At 57.9% G+C, this 15,652-nt stretch carries 17 protein-coding genes and 1 other annotated feature; of the genes, 15 read left to right on the top strand and 2 right to left on the bottom strand.

Annotated elements, in window-relative coordinates:
• Positions 1–201: 201 nt before the first annotated feature.
• Positions 202–1,485 (top strand): serine transporter, encoded by a 1,284-nt coding sequence (locus tag ACMGF9_RS13060; RefSeq protein WP_004931430.1) that lies wholly within the window; start codon positions 202–204, stop codon positions 1,483–1,485.
• Between the two features lie 150 nt (positions 1,486–1,635).
• Positions 1,636–2,769 carry an ABC transporter substrate-binding protein gene (locus ACMGF9_RS13055; protein WP_118892093.1) on the top strand — a complete coding sequence of 378 codons (1,134 nt, stop codon included), beginning with the start codon at positions 1,636–1,638 and terminating at the stop codon, positions 2,767–2,769.
• A gap of 37 nt (positions 2,770–2,806) precedes the next feature.
• Here the strand turns inward: ACMGF9_RS13055 and ACMGF9_RS13050 are convergent, their stop codons facing one another.
• Entirely contained in the window at positions 2,807–3,493 is a 687-nt protein-coding gene (locus tag ACMGF9_RS13050; protein WP_004931428.1) for a MarC family NAAT transporter, read from the bottom strand.
• 442 nt (positions 3,494–3,935) lie between these two features.
• Between ACMGF9_RS13050 and ACMGF9_RS13045 the strand changes: the two genes are divergently transcribed.
• The 9 genes from ACMGF9_RS13045 (at position 3,936) to ihfA (ending at position 12,066) form a co-directional block, all read left to right on the top strand.
• Positions 3,936–4,559 (top strand): hypothetical protein, encoded by a 624-nt coding sequence (locus ACMGF9_RS13045; RefSeq protein WP_021505486.1) that lies wholly within the window; start codon positions 3,936–3,938, stop codon positions 4,557–4,559.
• Positions 4,560–4,777: 218 nt separating this feature from the next.
• Positions 4,778–6,706, top strand: a complete 1,929-nt coding sequence (gene thrS, locus ACMGF9_RS13040) for a threonine--tRNA ligase (protein WP_414160271.1) — start codon at positions 4,778–4,780, stop codon at positions 6,704–6,706.
• 3 nt (positions 6,707–6,709) lie between these two features.
• Positions 6,710–7,261, top strand: coding sequence for a translation initiation factor IF-3 (infC, locus tag ACMGF9_RS13035; RefSeq protein ID WP_048233542.1), 552 nt, complete (start codon positions 6,710–6,712; stop codon positions 7,259–7,261).
• 98 nt (positions 7,262–7,359) lie between these two features.
• Positions 7,360–7,557, top strand: coding sequence for a 50S ribosomal protein L35 (gene rpmI, locus ACMGF9_RS13030; protein WP_004931418.1), 198 nt, complete (start codon positions 7,360–7,362; stop codon positions 7,555–7,557).
• Positions 7,558–7,600: 43 nt separating this feature from the next.
• Complete coding sequence (gene rplT, locus ACMGF9_RS13025; protein ID WP_004931417.1) at positions 7,601–7,957, top strand: 50S ribosomal protein L20; 357 nt, start codon at positions 7,601–7,603, stop codon at positions 7,955–7,957.
• Between the two features lie 113 nt (positions 7,958–8,070).
• Positions 8,071–8,193 (top strand) — a sequence feature (Phe leader region).
• Positions 8,075–8,119: a pheST operon leader peptide PheM gene (gene pheM / locus ACMGF9_RS13020; protein WP_139074214.1), complete on the top strand. Its 45-nt coding sequence runs from the start codon at positions 8,075–8,077 to the stop codon at positions 8,117–8,119. Its footprint overlaps the feature before it by 45 nt.
• Positions 8,194–8,379: 186 nt before the next feature.
• Positions 8,380–9,363, top strand: a complete 984-nt coding sequence (pheS, locus tag ACMGF9_RS13015) for a phenylalanine--tRNA ligase subunit alpha (protein WP_004931416.1) — start codon at positions 8,380–8,382, stop codon at positions 9,361–9,363.
• Positions 9,364–9,377: 14 nt separating this feature from the next.
• Complete coding sequence (gene pheT, locus ACMGF9_RS13010) at positions 9,378–11,765, top strand: phenylalanine--tRNA ligase subunit beta (RefSeq protein ID WP_015377697.1); 2,388 nt, start codon at positions 9,378–9,380, stop codon at positions 11,763–11,765.
• 4 nt (positions 11,766–11,769) lie between these two features.
• Entirely contained in the window at positions 11,770–12,066 is a 297-nt protein-coding gene (gene ihfA / locus ACMGF9_RS13005; protein ID WP_004931414.1) for an integration host factor subunit alpha, read from the top strand.
• A 189-nt stretch (positions 12,067–12,255) separates the two neighbouring features.
• Here the strand turns inward: ihfA and ACMGF9_RS13000 are convergent, their stop codons facing one another.
• The gene (locus ACMGF9_RS13000; protein ID WP_015377698.1) at positions 12,256–12,387 is read right to left on the bottom strand and encodes a hypothetical protein; all 132 of its coding nucleotides are present in this window, start codon (positions 12,385–12,387) and stop codon (positions 12,256–12,258) included.
• A 231-nt stretch (positions 12,388–12,618) separates the two neighbouring features.
• Here ACMGF9_RS13000 and ACMGF9_RS12995 point away from each other — a divergent pair, with 231 nt between their 5' ends.
• The 4 genes from ACMGF9_RS12995 (at position 12,619) to btuD (ending at position 15,579) form a co-directional block, all read left to right on the top strand.
• Entirely contained in the window at positions 12,619–13,035 is a 417-nt protein-coding gene (locus ACMGF9_RS12995) for a DUF2502 domain-containing protein (protein ID WP_015377699.1), read from the top strand.
• A gap of 178 nt (positions 13,036–13,213) precedes the next feature.
• Positions 13,214–14,221: a vitamin B12 ABC transporter permease BtuC gene (gene btuC / locus ACMGF9_RS12990; protein ID WP_033633209.1), complete on the top strand. Its 1,008-nt coding sequence runs from the start codon at positions 13,214–13,216 to the stop codon at positions 14,219–14,221.
• 45 nt (positions 14,222–14,266) lie between these two features.
• Positions 14,267–14,818, top strand: a complete 552-nt coding sequence (locus tag ACMGF9_RS12985; protein ID WP_004931411.1) for a glutathione peroxidase — start codon at positions 14,267–14,269, stop codon at positions 14,816–14,818.
• A gap of 5 nt (positions 14,819–14,823) precedes the next feature.
• Positions 14,824–15,579 carry a vitamin B12 ABC transporter ATP-binding protein BtuD gene (gene btuD, locus ACMGF9_RS12980; protein ID WP_414160270.1) on the top strand — a complete coding sequence of 252 codons (756 nt, stop codon included), beginning with the start codon at positions 14,824–14,826 and terminating at the stop codon, positions 15,577–15,579.
• Positions 15,580–15,652 lie beyond the last annotated feature (73 nt).

Genomic DNA, 15,652 nt, shown 5'->3' with positions numbered 1-15,652 from the left:
CAGCACATTGTGTTCGCAAATCGTTCATTCGGCCGATAAAACATAGACCCGCAGCGGATTTTTCATTATCCTTTGCCGTCCTTTCATCAGGCGTAAGTATGAAATATCGCTTTAATTCACTGATTATTATTAAAAAATTCGCGGAGAAGGATATCCCGTTAGGCGCAATCGTTGTCGCCGCAGATTAAGGTAGACTGTCTCATGAGTACGATTTCTCCCGATTCAGGCACGCTGACGGCCGCTCAGCCTGCCAAATGGAACAAAACCGACACCGTTTGGATGTTCGGTCTCTATGCGACTGCGGTGGGCGCCGGTACGTTGTTCTTGCCGATCAACGCCGGCCTGAACGGCCCGCTGGTGTTGCTGTTGATGGCGCTGTTCGCTTTCCCGCTGACCTATTTGCCGCACCGCGCGCTCAGCCGCTTCGTGCTTTCCGGCTCCAGCCGCGACGGCAACATTCACGATGTGGTGGTGGAACACTTCGGCGTGCTGGCCGGCAAAATCATCATGATGCTGTATCTGATGGCGTTCTTCCCGATCGTGCTGGTGTACAGCATTTCGATCACCAACGCGCTGGACAGCTTCCTGATCCATCAGTTCCACGTGGCCCCGCTGCCGCGCATCTGGCTGAGCCTGGCGGTGGTGGTGGTGCTCAATCTGGTGCTGCTGCGCGGCAAAGACAGCATCGTGGCGGCGATGGGCATGCTGGTGTTCCCACTGCTGGTGTTCCTGATGGGCATTTCGCTCTATCTGATGCCGAGCTGGAATACCGCCAACTTCGTGCACGGCCTGGCCGCCACCCGCTTCGACACGCCGGGGTTGTGGCATTCGCTGTGGCTGGCGGTGCCGGTGATGGTGTTCTCCTTCAGCCATGCGCCGATCATCTCTTCCTTCGCCTCGACCCAGAAGAGCCTGTACGGCGACAAGGCGGAACGCCGCTGCGCGCGCATCATGCGCTATAGCTATGTGCTGATCTGCGTTACCGTGCTGTTCTTCGTGTTCAGCTGCGTGCTGAGCCTGTCTCATGAAGACATGCTGCAGGCGAAAGAGCAGAACATCACGGTGCTGACTACGCTGGCCAACAAGTTCTCCAACCCGCTGATCGCCTACCTTGGCCCGGTGATGGCGATGCTGGCGATGGCCAAATCCTATCTCGGCACTTCGCTGGGGGTGACGGAAGGGGCGACCAGCCTGATCGACGGCGTCACGCGCGCGGTCGGCAAGCCGCTCAGCTCGCGCATGACGCACCGCATCTCGGCGGTGGCGCTGTTCCTGCTCACCTGGGCGGCGACGGTGTGGAACCCCAGCGCGCTGCACATCATCGAAACCATCAGCGGCCCGCTGATTGCCGCCATCCTGTTCATTCTGCCGATGTACGCCGTGCGTGCGGTGCCGGCCATGCGCCAGTACCGCGCGGCGAGCAACGTATTCGTGCTGGTGATGGGCCTGATTGCGCTGTCGGCGCTGATCTACGGCCTGATGTGATCCCCTGGGCGCGCCGCTTCCGGCGCGCCTCTTACCCTTCCTTTACACATCCCTTTGCAATTAATCGCCGACATGCCGGGCGTTATCTTTGATAATGCAAGCCATTCTCATTAGTATTTTCTGAATGTATTCATGACTAAGGAGTTTTTCGTGCACCGTCGAATCATTTTGCCGGCGCTGGTTTGCGCCGCCTTGCTCGCCTCTCCGGCGATGGCCACCACTTATCCGCTGACGCTGACCGACACGTCCGGCCAGACGATCACCCTCCAGCAAGAGCCGAAACGCATCGTGGTGCAGGACGGGCGCGACATTCTCACGCTGGCGCTGCTCGATCGCGCCAATCCGTTTGGCCGGCTGGTGGCCTGGAATAACCTGCTGAAGAAAAGCGATGCGGCGACCTGGGATATCTTGCAGAGCAAATGGCCGGGGGCGAAAAACATCATCGATATGGGATTCAGCGATAAGGGTGAAGTGAACCTGGAGAGCGTGATCGCCAAGCGGCCCGATCTGATGATCGCCCAGCTGCGCTCCCAGCCTTCGCTGAGCCAAACCGGCGTGCTGGATAAGCTGAAGGCGCTGAACGTGCCGGTGCTGTTCATCGATACCATGCTCAAGCCGGTGGAAAACACGCCGAAAAGCGTGACGCTGCTGGGGGAAACCCTCAACCGCGAAAGCGAAGCCAAGCAATATACCGATTATTATCAGCAGCATTATCAGGCCATTCTGGCCAAAACGCAGGCGGTGGCACCCAAACCGCGGGTGTTTTTCGAAGCCAAGGCTGGCCTGAATGGGCTGGAGTCCTGCTGCTTCACCCATGCGCACGTCGGCTGGGGGGCGCTGGTCGAGGCGGTCGGCGCGCGCAACATCGGCTCTGCGCTGTTGCCGGGCGCGACCGGCGACGTGGCGCTGGAAAAAGTGATCGCCATGAAACCGGACGCCTACATCGTTTCCGGCTCACAGTGGGCCAGCAAGACCAACGCCGCGGTGCCGTTCGGCTATGGCGTGACGCAGCAACAGGTGGATGAGGCTTTCAACCGCATGAAACAGCGCCCGGGCTTCGCGCAGGTGTCGGCGGTGAAAGAGGGGCGGTTCTACGGCATCTACCATAATTTCTACAACCATCCGTACAACATCGTGGGGCTGGAGTATCTGGCGAAGTTTATCTACCCGGCGCAGTTCCCGGATCTGGATCCGGCCAAGACCTACAGCGAGATCCTCAGCCGCTTTACCGAAGTGCCGGAAGGCAAGGGCATTTTGGGCGCGCAGGCGCCGATGGGGAAATAACGGCAACGGGCGCGACGATCGCGCCCGTTTTGTGTGATCAGGCGGCCGGCGTATAGGTGGAGATGATCTCCAGCACGCCGTTGATAATGAACTGTACCCCCATGCACACCAGCAGGAAGCCCATCAGGCGCGAGATCGCCTCGATGCCGCTTTTCCCTACCAGGCGCATGATGGCGCCGGAGCTGAGCAGGCAGCCCCACAGGATCACCGCGACCGTCAGGAAGATGGCGACCGGCGCCACGGCCAGCACCCAGGGTTCAAAACCCAGCGTGTTCGCTTTGACGCTCGACGCCGAGCTGATGATCATCGCGATGGTGCCCGGCCCGGCGGTGCTCGGCATGGCCAACGGCACGAAGGCGATGTTGGCCGATGTCTTGTGGCGCAGCTCGTGCGACTTGCTCTCCACCTCCGGCGCCTCATCGGCGCTTTGTTGCGGGAACAGCATGCGGAAACCGATGAAGGCGACGATCAGGCCGCCGGCGATGCGCAGGCCGGGGATCGAAATACCGAAAGTGTTCATCACCACCTGCCCGGCGTAAAACGCCACCGTCATGATGCAGAACACATAAACCGAGGCCATCAGCGACTGCTGATTGCGCTCTTCGCGCGTCATATTACCGGACAAACCGAGCAGCAACGCCACCGTGGTCAGCGGGTTGGCCAGCGGCAACAGCAGCACCAAACCCAGTCCGATGGCCTGGAATAACTGCAAAATACCCGTCATAAAGTAGACTCCCTGTGCAACGTTCGGGCCGCCAAGCGGCGGCCTACGAGCTAAACAGCCTAGCCTGCCGCGTGCCTGGCGGCAATGGGGATAGCTCGTAACGTTAATTAACCGTCGGCCGGCGTTTCATCATTGCCGTTGCACTCGCCGGCGAGCTCAGGTTCATCCTCACATCCCAACGGGGCGTCGTTGACCGCAATCGCCCGCGGCGCCGAACGCGCACCAAAATGCATCAGCCCCTATAACGTCGTTAATACCGCGCACCCATGATGAGCGCAGGCTGAAAAACGAGCGGCGCTCAGAAAAAATGCACAATTTTTGTGTTTTATGGCCTTTTTCGCCGCAATTGGCCGGTAAAGGCCGACGTTCAGCACCAATTGCTACACCCCGCAGGCTCAGCTGCCTACCATAGGCGCGCTTTAAAACGATAATGAGATTGATTATGCAAGACGAGTTGAAACTTTTACTGGGGAAAATCAGCGCATTCGCGCTTTCCGCCGCCTTCATGGCGGCATTGGTCGGCCTGGTGTTTATCGATGTGCACTGGTTGCATAACTTCGTGCATGAAACCTCGCTGACCGAAGCGGCGCAGGAACTGTTGCTGCTCGCCATCGCCGGCGGTTTTTTCGCCGCGGCCTGGCGGCAGGCGGAACGCCGCTCCGCCTGGATGCTGGTCGGCGGCTTCTTTCTCTGCATGCTGATCCGCGAGATGGACTTCGCCTTCGATGCGTTGTGGCACGGCGCCTGGGTGTGGTTCGCGCTGGCGGTCGCCTTGGTCTGTCTGTGCCATGCCGCCAGGCACATTGCGGCGACGGTGCGCGGCCTGGCCTATTTCGCGACGCATCCCGGCTACGGCATGATGTGCGCGGGCCTGCTGTGCATTCTGGTGTTTTCACGCCTGTTCGGCATGAGCGCGCTGTGGCAAACGCTCATGCTGGACGGTTACAACCGGGTGGTGAAAAACATGGTGGAAGAGGGTTGCGAACTGCTGGGCTACGGCCTGTGTCTGCTGGCCACCCTCAGCTACATGAAGACCGTTTTTGCGTCGAATGAAGCGAAAGTGTGAGGGCGACGGCGCTTTATTTATCCGGAACAATTTTAGTGATACTATTCGCTTAGCCGAATTCGGCTGAGAAGGTATGCGTTCCATTCTGTATACCCAGTGAGGTTTCAATCTGGCAATTGTGGGCGAGATCTGAAACCTGGCTGACCAAACCCAAAATCCAATTTTCGTACTGCATGTGATCTGTCGTGTGGGTCACCACTGTAGATAAGGAATTATTAATGCCTGTTATTACTCTTCCTGACGGTAGTCAGCGTCATTTCGACCACCCCGTTTCCCCGATGGATGTCGCGCGCGATATCGGCCCTGGCCTGGCGAAAGCCTGTATCGCCGGTCGCGTCAATGGCGAACTGATTGATGCCAGCGATCTGATCGAATCGGATGCGCAGCTGGCCATCATCACCATCAAAGACGAAGACGGTCTGGAAATCATGCGCCACTCCTGCGCGCACCTGCTGGGTCATGCGATCAAGCAGCTGTGGCCGGATACCAAAATGGCGATCGGTCCTGTTATCGACAACGGTTTCTATTATGACGTGGATATCGACCGCACCCTGACGCAGGAAGACCTGGATCTGCTGGAAAAGCGGATGCACGAGTTGGCCGATAAGGATTACGACGTCATCAAGAAGAAGGTCAGCTGGCAAGAAGCCCGCGACACCTTCGCTGAGCGCGGCGAAATCTATAAAGTGGCGATCCTGGATGAGAACATCAGCCATGACGATCGTCCTGGCCTGTATCACCACGAAGAATACATCGACATGTGCCGCGGCCCGCACGTGCCGAACATGCGTTTCTGCCACCATTTCAAGCTGCAGAAAACCTCCGGCGCTTACTGGCGCGGTGACAGCAAAAACAAAATGCTGCAGCGTATCTACGGCACCGCCTGGGCAGACAAGAAGCAGCTGAACGCCTACCTGCAACGCCTGGAAGAGGCGGCCAAGCGCGATCACCGTAAGATCGGCAAACAGCTCGATCTGTATCACATGCAGGAAGAAGCGCCGGGCATGGTGTTCTGGCACAACGACGGTTGGACTATCTTCCGCGAGCTGGAAGCCTTCGTGCGCATGAAGCTCAAAGAGTACCAGTACCAGGAAGTGAAAGGTCCGTTTATGATGGACCGCGTGCTGTGGGAAAAAACCGGCCACTGGGAAAACTACAAAGACGCCATGTTCACCACCGCGTCGGAAAACCGCGAATACTGCATCAAGCCGATGAACTGCCCGGGTCACGTGCAGATCTTCAACCAGGGCCTGAAGTCGTACCGCGATTTGCCGCTGCGCATGGGCGAATTTGGCAGCTGCCACCGCAACGAGCCTTCGGGTTCCCTGCACGGCCTGATGCGCGTGCGCGGCTTCACGCAGGATGACGCCCACATCTTCTGTACCGAAGAGCAGGTGCGCGCCGAAGTGAACGAATGCATTCGCATGGTTTATGACGTTTACGGCACCTTCGGCTTCGACAAGATCGCCGTCAAGCTGTCGACTCGCCCGGAAAAACGCATTGGTACCGACGACATGTGGACCCGTGCGGAAGAAGACCTGGCCGCCGCGCTGACCGAGAACGGCATTCCGTTCGAGTACCAGCCGGGCGAGGGCGCCTTCTACGGACCGAAAATTGAATTTACCCTGCATGATTGTTTGGATCGCGCATGGCAATGTGGTACCGTGCAGCTCGATTTCTTCTTGCCGGGCCGTTTGGGCGCCTCGTACGTTGGCGAAAACAACGATCGCGTCGTGCCGGTAATGATTCACCGCGCCATTTTGGGCTCCATGGAACGCTTCATCGGTATCCTTACCGAAGAATACGCCGGGTTCTACCCGACCTGGATCGCTCCGGTGCAGGTGGTGGTGATGAATATCACCGACAGCCAGTCTGATTACGTCCAGCAATTGACCAAAAAACTGCAGGATGCAGGTATTCGCGTGAAAGCGGACTTGAGAAATGAGAAGATTGGCTTTAAAATTCGCGAACATACTTTACGTCGAGTCCCTTACATGTTGGTGTGCGGCGACAAAGAGGTCGAAGCCGGCAAAGTTGCCGTTCGTACCCGCCGTGGCAAAGACCTGGGAAGCCTGGACGTAAAAGAAGTCGTAGACAAGCTGCTGAAAGAGATTCGCAGCCGTAGTCTTCATCAACTGGAGGAATAAAGTATTAAAGGCGGAAAACGAGTTCAACCGGCGCGTCCTAATCGCATTAACAGAGAAATTCGCGCGCAAGAAGTTCGCCTAACCGGCGTCGATGGCGAGCAGATTGGTATTGTCAGTCTGAATGAAGCTCTTGAAAAAGCTGAGGAAGCGGGCGTTGATTTAGTAGAAATCAGCCCAAATGCCGAACCGCCAGTTTGCCGAATCATGGATTACGGCAAATTCCTCTACGAGAAGAGCAAGTCGACGAAAGAACAGAAGAAGAAGCAAAAAGTTATTCAGGTCAAGGAAATCAAATTCCGCCCTGGCACCGATGATGGCGACTATCAGGTCAAACTACGCAACCTGATTCGCTTTCTGGAAGATGGCGATAAAGCCAAAATCACCCTGCGTTTCCGTGGGCGTGAGATGGCGCACCAGCAGATCGGTATGGAAGTGCTTAACCGCGTCCGTAAAGACCTGTGTGAAGATATGGATCTGGCAGTGGTCGAATCCTTCCCTACGAAGATCGAAGGCCGCCAGATGATTATGGTGCTCGCTCCTAAGAAGAAACAGTAAGGCTTACAAGTAATGGAACCCGCGCGGCGCTTGCGCTGTGTGGGTTTTATTCGCCCAACTGATTCGTTGTTTAACAATGCGAAGTGGATTTAATTAAAATGCCAAAGATTAAAACTGTACGTGGTGCAGCCAAGCGCTTCAAAAAAACCGGCAGCGGTGGTTTTAAGCGTAAACATGCCAACCTGCGTCATATTCTGACCAAAAAAGCAACCAAGCGTAAACGTCACCTGCGTCCGAAAGGCATGGTGTCTAAAAACGATCTGGTCCTGGTTACCGCGTGCCTGCCGTACGCATAAGCCATTTTTTTTGAATTTAGAATAAGACTTTAGGAGAGAGCATATGGCTCGCGTAAAACGTGGTGTAATTGCACGCGCACGTCACAAGAAAATCATGAAGCAGGCGAAAGGTTACTACGGTGCCCGTTCGCGCGTATATCGTGTTGCCTTCCAGGCAGTAATCAAAGCAGGTCAGTATGCTTACCGTGACCGTCGTCAACGTAAGCGTCAGTTCCGTCAGCTGTGGATTGCACGTATCAACGCAGCTGCTCGTCAGAACGGTCTGTCTTACAGCAAGTTCATCAACGGCTTGAAAAAAGCCTCGATCGAAATTGACCGTAAGATCCTGGCTGACATCGCAGTCTTCGACAAAGTGGCCTTCGGCGCACTGGTTGAGAAAGCGAAAGCAGCTCTGGCGTAAGTCAGTAGAAGAGGGAGCTTGCTCCCTCTTTTAATCTTTGTTTTCAGCGACAAATATTGACTTTCATTGGCCGCCGCTATATCACTGGTGGACAATCATCGACAAGGTACCGCAATCATGCACGCAGCTCTTTTTCGTTTCTTTTTTTACTTTAGCGCCTGATTTCAGGAGGCTTTGCGCGTAAGAAAAGAAACGAAAAGTAGCGCCTAAGCCTCCCTCGTGGAGGCTTTTTTGTTTTTGGCCATCGTCTCGCCTTGCCAGGCGTTGCGGTGAGGGCGGCAGACGCAACGCGGGCCATGCGCCGCGCAGGCGAGCCGGCCGGCCGGCAACGTATTGAAAAGTCTTTGAATAATGGTCAAAGGCGTGTTCGAATATAGATAACAATTACTTAGGGCCATTCCGGCCAGAGGAAGAGGAAAGCAATGCCACATCTCGCAGAGCTGGTTGCCAATGCCAAGGCAGCCGTAGAAGATGCCCAGGATGTTGCCGCGTTAGATTTGGTGCGCGTCGAATATTTTGGCAAGAAAGGTCATTTCACCTTGCAGATGCAGTCTCTGCGCGACGTACCGGCGGAAGACCGTCCGGCGGCCGGAGCGGTGATCAACCAGGCCAAGCAAGAAGTACAGGACGCCCTGAACGCGCGTAAGAACGCGCTGGAAAGCGCCGCGCTGAACGCGCGCCTGGCGGCTGAAACCATCGATGTTTCCCTGCCGGGCCGTCGCATGGAGAACGGCGGCCTGCATCCGGTGACCCGCACCATCGACCGTATCGAAACCTTCTTCGGCGAGTTGGGCTTTTCCGTTGCCACCGGCCCGGAGATTGAAGACGATTACCATAACTTCGACGCGCTGAACATTCCAGGGCACCACCCGGCGCGCGCCGATCACGATACCTTCTGGTTCGACGCCACACGCCTGCTGCGCACCCAGACTTCCGGCGTGCAGATCCGCACCATGAAGAACCAACAGCCGCCGATCCGTATCATTGCGCCGGGCCGCGTTTACCGTAACGACTACGATCAGACTCACACCCCGATGTTCCACCAGATGGAAGGGCTGATCGTCGATAAAGACATCAGCTTCACCAACCTGAAGGGCACGCTGCACGATTTCCTGAACAACTTCTTTGAAGAAGACCTGCAGGTTCGTTTCCGTCCGTCCTACTTCCCATTCACCGAGCCGTCCGCTGAAGTGGACGTGATGGGCAAGAACGGCAAGTGGCTGGAAGTGCTGGGCTGCGGCATGGTACATCCGAACGTGCTGCGCAACGTCGGCATCGATCCGGAAGTTTACTCCGGCTTCGCCTTCGGCATGGGCATGGAGCGCCTGACGATGCTGCGTTACGGCGTCACCGACCTGCGCGCATTCTTCGAAAACGATCTGCGTTTCCTCAAACAGTTTAAGTAAGGCGGGAATATCACATGAAATTCAGTGAACTCTGGTTGCGCGAGTGGGTAAACCCGGCCATCAGCAGCGAAGCATTATCCGATCAAATCACCATGGCCGGCCTGGAAGTGGACGGCGTGGATCCGGTTGCCGGCGCGTTTAACGGCGTTGTGGTGGGTGAAGTGGTCGAGTGCGGTCAGCACCCGAACGCCGACAAACTGCGCGTCACCAAGGTCAACGTTGGCGGCGACCGCTTGCTCGACATCGTTTGCGGCGCGCCGAACTGCCGTACCGGCCTGAAAGTGGCGGTCGCCACCGTGGGCGCGGTGCTGCCGGGCGATTTCAAAATCAAAGCCGCCAAGCTGCGCGGCGAGCCTTCGGAAGGCATGCTGTGCTCGTTCTCCGAGCTGGGCATTTCCGACGATCATGACGGCATCATCGAGTTGCCGCTGGATGCGCCGATCGGCACCGACATCCGTGACTACCTGAAACTGAACGACAACACCATCGAGATCAGCGTTACCCCGAACCGCGCCGACTGCCTGGGTATCATCGGCGTCGCGCGCGACGTGGGCGTACTGAACCAGGTGGCGCTGACCGAGCCAGACATGAGCCCGGTGGCCGCTGCGATTGACGCCACGCTGCCGATCCGCGTTGACGCGCCGCAGGCGTGCCCGCGCTATCTGGGCCGCGTGGTGAAAGGCATCGACGTCAAGGCGCCAAGCCCGCTGTGGATGCGTGAAAAGCTGCGTCGCTGTGGCATCCGCTCCATCGATGCGGTGGTTGACGTCACCAACTATGTGCTGCTGGAGCTTGGCCAGCCGATGCACGCTTTCGATCTGAGCCGCATCGACGGCGGCATCGTGGTGCGCATGGCGGAAGAAGGCGAAACGCTGAGGCTGCTGGACGGCAGTGAAGCCAAACTGAACGCCGACACCTTAGTGATCGCCGATCATCAAAAAGCGTTGGCGATGGGTGGCATCTTCGGTGGCGAGCATTCCGGCGTCAACGGGGAAACTCAGGACGTGCTGCTGGAATGCGCCTTCTTCAGCCCGCTGTCGATCACCGGCCGCGCGCGTCGTCACGGCCTGCACACCGACGCTTCTCACCGCTATGAGCGCGGTGTCGATCCGGCGCTGCAGTACAAAGCGATGGAACGCGCCACGCGCCTGCTGCTCGATATTTGCGGCGGTCAGGCCGGCCCGATTATCGACGTGACCCACGAGAACGAACTGCCGAAGCGCGCCACCATCACGCTGCGCCGCGAGAAACTGGATCGCCTGATCGGCCACGTGGTGCCAAGCGAGCAGGTCAGTGACATTCTGCGCCGCCTGGGTTGCCAGGTGACCGAGCAGGGCGACAGCTGGCAAGCGGTCGCGCCAAGCTGGCGTTTCGATATGGAGATCGAAGAGGATCTGGTGGAAGAAGTGGCGCGCGTTTACGGCTACGACAACATCCCGGATGTGCCGGTGCGCGCCGATCTGGTGATGACCCAGCATCGCGAAGCCGATCTGACGCTGAAGCGCGTGAAGACCATGCTGGTCGATCACGGTTATCAGGAAGCGATCACCTACAGCTTCGTCGATCCGAAGGTGCAGGCGCTGCTGCACCCGAATGAAGAAGCGCTGATCCTGCCAAGCCCGATTTCGGTAGAAATGTCGGCGATGCGCCTGTCGCTGTGGACCGGCCTGCTGTCTGCGGTGGTGTATAACCAGAACCGCCAGCAGACGCGTCTGCGCCTGTTCGAAAGCGGCCTGCGCTTTGTGCCTGATAGTGCGGCAGATCTGGGTATCCGTCAGGATGTCATGCTGGCGGGCGTGATCGCCGGCCATACGCACGATGAACATTGGGATCTGGCGCGCAAGCCCGTCGACTTCTATGATTTAAAAGGGGATCTGGAGTCCGTCCTCGAGCTGACCGGTAAATTATCCGAAATTCAGTTCCGGGCGGAAGCCAATCCGGCCCTGCATCCAGGGCAAAGTGCGGCGATTTATTTGCACGGCGAACGCGTAGGTTTCATCGGTGTGGTTCACCCGGAACTTGAACGTAAACTGGATCTTAACGGCCGCACCGTGGTGTTTGAACTGGAGTGGAACAAGCTTGCGAGCCGCGCCGTGCCTCAGGCGCGGGAGATTTCGCGCTTCCCGGCAAACCGCCGTGATATCGCCATTGTGGTGGCTGAAAACGTCCCCGCAGAAGATATTTTGGCCGAGTGTAAGAAAGTTGGCGCAAATCAGGTAGTTGGCGTAAACTTGTTTGACGTGTACCGTGGCAAGGGCGTGGCAGAAGGTGACAAGAGCCTGGCTATCAGTCTGGTATTGCAGGATACCGCTCGTACACTGGAAGAAGAGGAGATAGCCGCTACCGTTGCAAAATGCGTAGAGGCTCTAAAACAGCGATTCCAAGCATCCTTGAGGGATTGAACCTATGGCGCTTACTAAAGCTGAAATGTCAGAACACCTGTTTGAGAAGCTTGGGCTTAGCAAACGGGACGCCAAAGACCTGGTGGAACTGTTCTTTGAAGAGGTCCGTCGGGCTCTTGAGAATGGCGAACAGGTAAAACTGTCGGGTTTTGGCAACTTTGATCTGCGTGACAAGAACCAACGTCCGGGGCGTAACCCGAAGACCGGCGAAGACATTCCGATTACGGCGCGCCGTGTGGTGACCTTCCGTCCGGGGCAGAAGCTGAAAAGCCGGGTAGAAAACGCCAGCCCGAAAGGGTGAGTGACGTGACATCAAAAAAGGCCGCTTGCGCGGCCTTTTTCTTTTCTGAGACAAAATTCAGCCCATTCCTAATGGGCAATGCATGAATTAAGATTATTCATTAAATCACCTCGGCGAAAATTTATTTAATCTCAATTACGGACTATTCTTATATCTTATTTTGTGTGGTGAGCAGCGATATTTATTGTTTCAATAACGGCCGTAATAATGGCCAGGGCCGTCGCCGCGGTGGCCACCGCCCCCGTGCGGGCCCCAGCAGCAGGCGCTCAGGGTTGAGGCCAGGGCTACAACGGTCAGCAGCATACCGATACGTTTAATCATCTTATAATCCTCCGGTGGAAATCCATTTAACTATAATTGCCGCGCCGCTTGAGAGACGTCAGTTATTCGTTAAATCTTGTCAGTGGTTATGATAATTAAAGGCGGCGGCAAACAGTGTAGGGATTGTGTAAGGCCGTCGAAAACAATCTGAAAATAGGCATCGGTGAGATAGTCGTTAAATAAGCACGCTGATATAACCACTGCAGCAAGAAAATAGAGTGAGAAGGTGAAATGAAAAAGATCCTGTTGCTGGTGTGTTTCCCGCTGTTGCTGCCGCTGGCGGCGAAGGCCGATGTCTCCGTCGATATCAACGTGCCGGGCGTTTCTCTGCATCTGGGGGATCAGGACCGTCGCGGCTACTACTGGGATGGCTACGACTGGCGTCCACCGCAGTGGTGGCATGCGCACCAGGGCCGCGGCCTGGGTGAGCGCAATGCGCGCGGTATGTACTGGGATGGCGGACGCTGGCAACCTTCGCCGCCGCGTGGCTATGAGCATCGTGGGCCGGAACGCAGCGGCAATCCATTCCACGGCGATCGCGATAGTGGCGACCACGACCGCCGTCATGACGATCGCGGTGACCATGACCGCCGCGATGGCGGCCGCGGCCAACCTTATCCACCGGGCAACGCCGGCCCGCATCGTTAATCCCTGAGTTTATCGGCGGCTGGTTTTGCCATCATTGTTGCGATGACGGGCAAGGCCAGCTGCTGCTTTCCTGAGCCACTATCTACGCAAGACTTCCCCTTGCGGCGTTAACCCCCTAATATTCGACTCAAACGTCAATTATCCGGCCACGACAGCGGCCGGCAGGGAACCGCCGCGCATGCCAACCAGCCGTACCTTCACCTTACTGTTGCAACATCAACGCTACCGCGATAAACGCCAGCTCAGTCTGTTGGCGCTGGGCGTGGCGGTGGCGTTGCTGGTCAGCCTTTGCGCCGGCGACCAATGGATATGGCCGTCAGAGTGGTTCAGCGATCGAGCGCAACTGTTTGTTTGGCAACTGCGTTTGCCGCGCGCGCTGGCGGTGATGCTGGTCGGCGCCGCCCTGGCGGTGGCGGGTGCGGTGATGCAGGCGCTGTTTGAAAATCCTCTGGCGGAGCCCGGTCTGCTGGGCGTAGCTAACGGCGCCGGCGTAGCGCTGGTGCTGACGGTGTTGTTGGGGCACGGTTTGTTGCCGGTGGCGCTGATGAGCGCCGCCGCGATAGCCGGTGCGCTGGCGATGACCTTCTTGCTGCTGGGCTTCGCTCGCCGGCGACGTCTGACCAATGCACGGCTGTTGCTGGTCGGCGTGGCGCTGGGCATCGTGTGCAGCGCGCTGATGACCTGGGCGGTCTATTTCAGCACCAGCCTCGATCTGCGGCAGCTGATGTACTGGATGATGGGCGGTTTCGGCGGCGTCGACTGGCGCCAAAAGTGGCTGGTGCTGGCGCTGCTGCCGGTGTTGCTGTGGCTGTGTGGCCAGGGCCGAGCGCTCAACCTGATGGCGCTGGGCGAGGTGCAGGCGCGCCAGCTCGGGCTGTCGCTGCATGTGTGGCGTAACCTGCTGGTGCTGGCGATCGGCTGGCTGGTTGGCGTCAGCGTGGCGCTCGCCGGGGTGATCGGCTTCGTTGGGCTGGTGATCCCGCATATTTTGCGGCTCACCGGCCTGACAGACCAGCGCTATCTGCTGCCGGCCTGCGCGCTGGCGGGGGCCGGGGTGTTGCTGGTGGCCGATGTGATCGCCCGCGTTGCGCTGCTGGCGGCCGAGCTGCCGATCGGCGTGGTGACAGCCACGCTGGGGGCGCCGCTATTTATCTGGTTACTGACCCGGACAAAAGGCGTAAGGTAGTTTTCTTCATTCACCTGCCATTAAAAAACCAAAGGATGACAACCGATGAGCAAGCCAATCGACAACCTGCCGTTACAAACCATCGAAAATCAAACGACCACGCTGGGTGCCTATCAGGGCAAAGTGCTGCTGGTGGTCAACGTGGCCTCGGAGTGCGGCCTGACCAAGCAGTACGAAGGGCTGGAAGCGCTGTACGAAACCTATCGCGAGCGGGGGCTGGAAGTGCTGGGATTCCCGTCCAATGAATTCCTGGGCCAGGAGCCGGGCAGCAACGAAGAGATCCTGGCGTTTTGCCGCGGCACCTTCGGCGTGCAATTCCCAATGTTTGCCAAGATTGAGGTGAACGGCGAACACCGTCATCCGCTGTACCAAGCGTTGATTGCCGCACAGCCGGAGGCCGTCGCGCCGGAAGGCAGCGAGTTCCTGGCGCGGATGACCAGCAAAGGGCGTGCGCCGAAGCATCCCGGCGATATTCTGTGGAACTTCGAGAAATTCCTTATCGCGCGCGACGGCACGGTGATCCAGCGCTTCTCGCCGGACACCACACCTGAGGATCCGGCGCTGGTGGCGGCGGTGAAACAAGCGCTGGCAGGGTAATACGGATGCTGCAACTCGTTGAGGTTGGGGTGGCGGGGCGCCTGGCGCCTTTTTCGGCACAGATTGACGGCGGGTTGCAGGTTCACCTGATCGGCCCAAATGGCGCAGGGAAGAGTACTCTGCTGGCGCGGGTGGCGGGCATGCTGCCGGGGCGGGGCGAAGTCTGCCTGGACGGACGCGCGCTCTCCGATTATCCGGGGAGCGAGCTGGCGCGCCGACGCGGTTATCTCAGCCAGCAACAGCCGCCGGTGTCGCTGATGCCGGTGTTTCAGTATTTGGCGTTGCACCGGCCTGCCGGCGCGGCGCAAACCGAGGTGGAACACACCATCCTCTATCTGTGCCAGCGGTTGAAGCTGGTGGATAAACTGTCACGCATGCTGACACAGCTTTCAGGTGGAGAATGGCAACGGGTGCGGCTGGCGGCGGTATTGCTGCAGGTGTGGCCCAGCGTTAACCCGCAGAGCCGATTGTTGTTGCTGGATGAACCAACCAATAGCCTGGATGTGGCGCAAAAGGTCGCGCTGGATCGCCTGCTGCGCGAATTCTGCCAAAGTGGGCGCAGCGCGCTGGTGTGCGCACACGATCTGAATCATACCCTGCAGCAGGCCGATCGGGTTTGGTTGTTGCACGCTGGGCAGTTGGTCGCGCAGGGCATCACCCGTGAGGTGATGGCGCCCGCACTGTTGTCGCAGATCTATGAAGTGGATTTCCACCTGCAATGGGTGGGGAACCAGCGTTGGATCATGACCCGCACGGCTTAATTCGCCCTGGGGTATAAATATAAACGAAAACTAAACGTAGTGAATATAAATAGCCGGGTAATCATCGGCTATT

The sequence above is a fragment of the Serratia sp. BNK-23 genome, assembly GCF_047456145.1.
Classification (GTDB): Bacteria; Pseudomonadota; Gammaproteobacteria; order Enterobacterales; family Enterobacteriaceae; genus Serratia; species Serratia nematodiphila.
Note: the sequence above shows the minus strand (reverse complement) of the source record. Positions and strands in the feature narration are given on the sequence as shown.

What these genes read in the sequence shown, in the direction of transcription:
- ACMGF9_RS13060 (WP_004931430.1), top strand. Translation starts at nt 202, where the DNA reads ATGAGTACGATTTCTCCCGATTCAGGCACGCTGACGGCCGCTCAGCCT.
- ACMGF9_RS13050 (WP_004931428.1), bottom strand. Translation starts at nt 3,493, where the DNA reads ATGACGGGTATTTTGCAGTTATTCCAGGCCATCGGACTGGGTTTGGTG.
- ACMGF9_RS13045 (WP_021505486.1), top strand. Translation starts at nt 3,936, where the DNA reads ATGCAAGACGAGTTGAAACTTTTACTGGGGAAAATCAGCGCATTCGCG.
- thrS (WP_414160271.1), top strand. Translation starts at nt 4,778, where the DNA reads ATGCCTGTTATTACTCTTCCTGACGGTAGTCAGCGTCATTTCGACCAC.
- rpmI (WP_004931418.1), top strand. Translation starts at nt 7,360, where the DNA reads ATGCCAAAGATTAAAACTGTACGTGGTGCAGCCAAGCGCTTCAAAAAA.
- rplT (WP_004931417.1), top strand. Translation starts at nt 7,601, where the DNA reads ATGGCTCGCGTAAAACGTGGTGTAATTGCACGCGCACGTCACAAGAAA.
- pheS (WP_004931416.1), top strand. Translation starts at nt 8,380, where the DNA reads ATGCCACATCTCGCAGAGCTGGTTGCCAATGCCAAGGCAGCCGTAGAA.
- pheT (WP_015377697.1), top strand. Translation starts at nt 9,378, where the DNA reads ATGAAATTCAGTGAACTCTGGTTGCGCGAGTGGGTAAACCCGGCCATC.
- ihfA (WP_004931414.1), top strand. Translation starts at nt 11,770, where the DNA reads ATGGCGCTTACTAAAGCTGAAATGTCAGAACACCTGTTTGAGAAGCTT.
- ACMGF9_RS13000 (WP_015377698.1), bottom strand. Translation starts at nt 12,387, where the DNA reads ATGATTAAACGTATCGGTATGCTGCTGACCGTTGTAGCCCTGGCCTCA.
- ACMGF9_RS12995 (WP_015377699.1), top strand. Translation starts at nt 12,619, where the DNA reads ATGAAAAAGATCCTGTTGCTGGTGTGTTTCCCGCTGTTGCTGCCGCTG.
- btuC (WP_033633209.1), top strand. Translation starts at nt 13,214, where the DNA reads ATGCCAACCAGCCGTACCTTCACCTTACTGTTGCAACATCAACGCTAC.
- ACMGF9_RS12985 (WP_004931411.1), top strand. Translation starts at nt 14,267, where the DNA reads ATGAGCAAGCCAATCGACAACCTGCCGTTACAAACCATCGAAAATCAA.
- btuD (WP_414160270.1), top strand. Translation starts at nt 14,824, where the DNA reads ATGCTGCAACTCGTTGAGGTTGGGGTGGCGGGGCGCCTGGCGCCTTTT.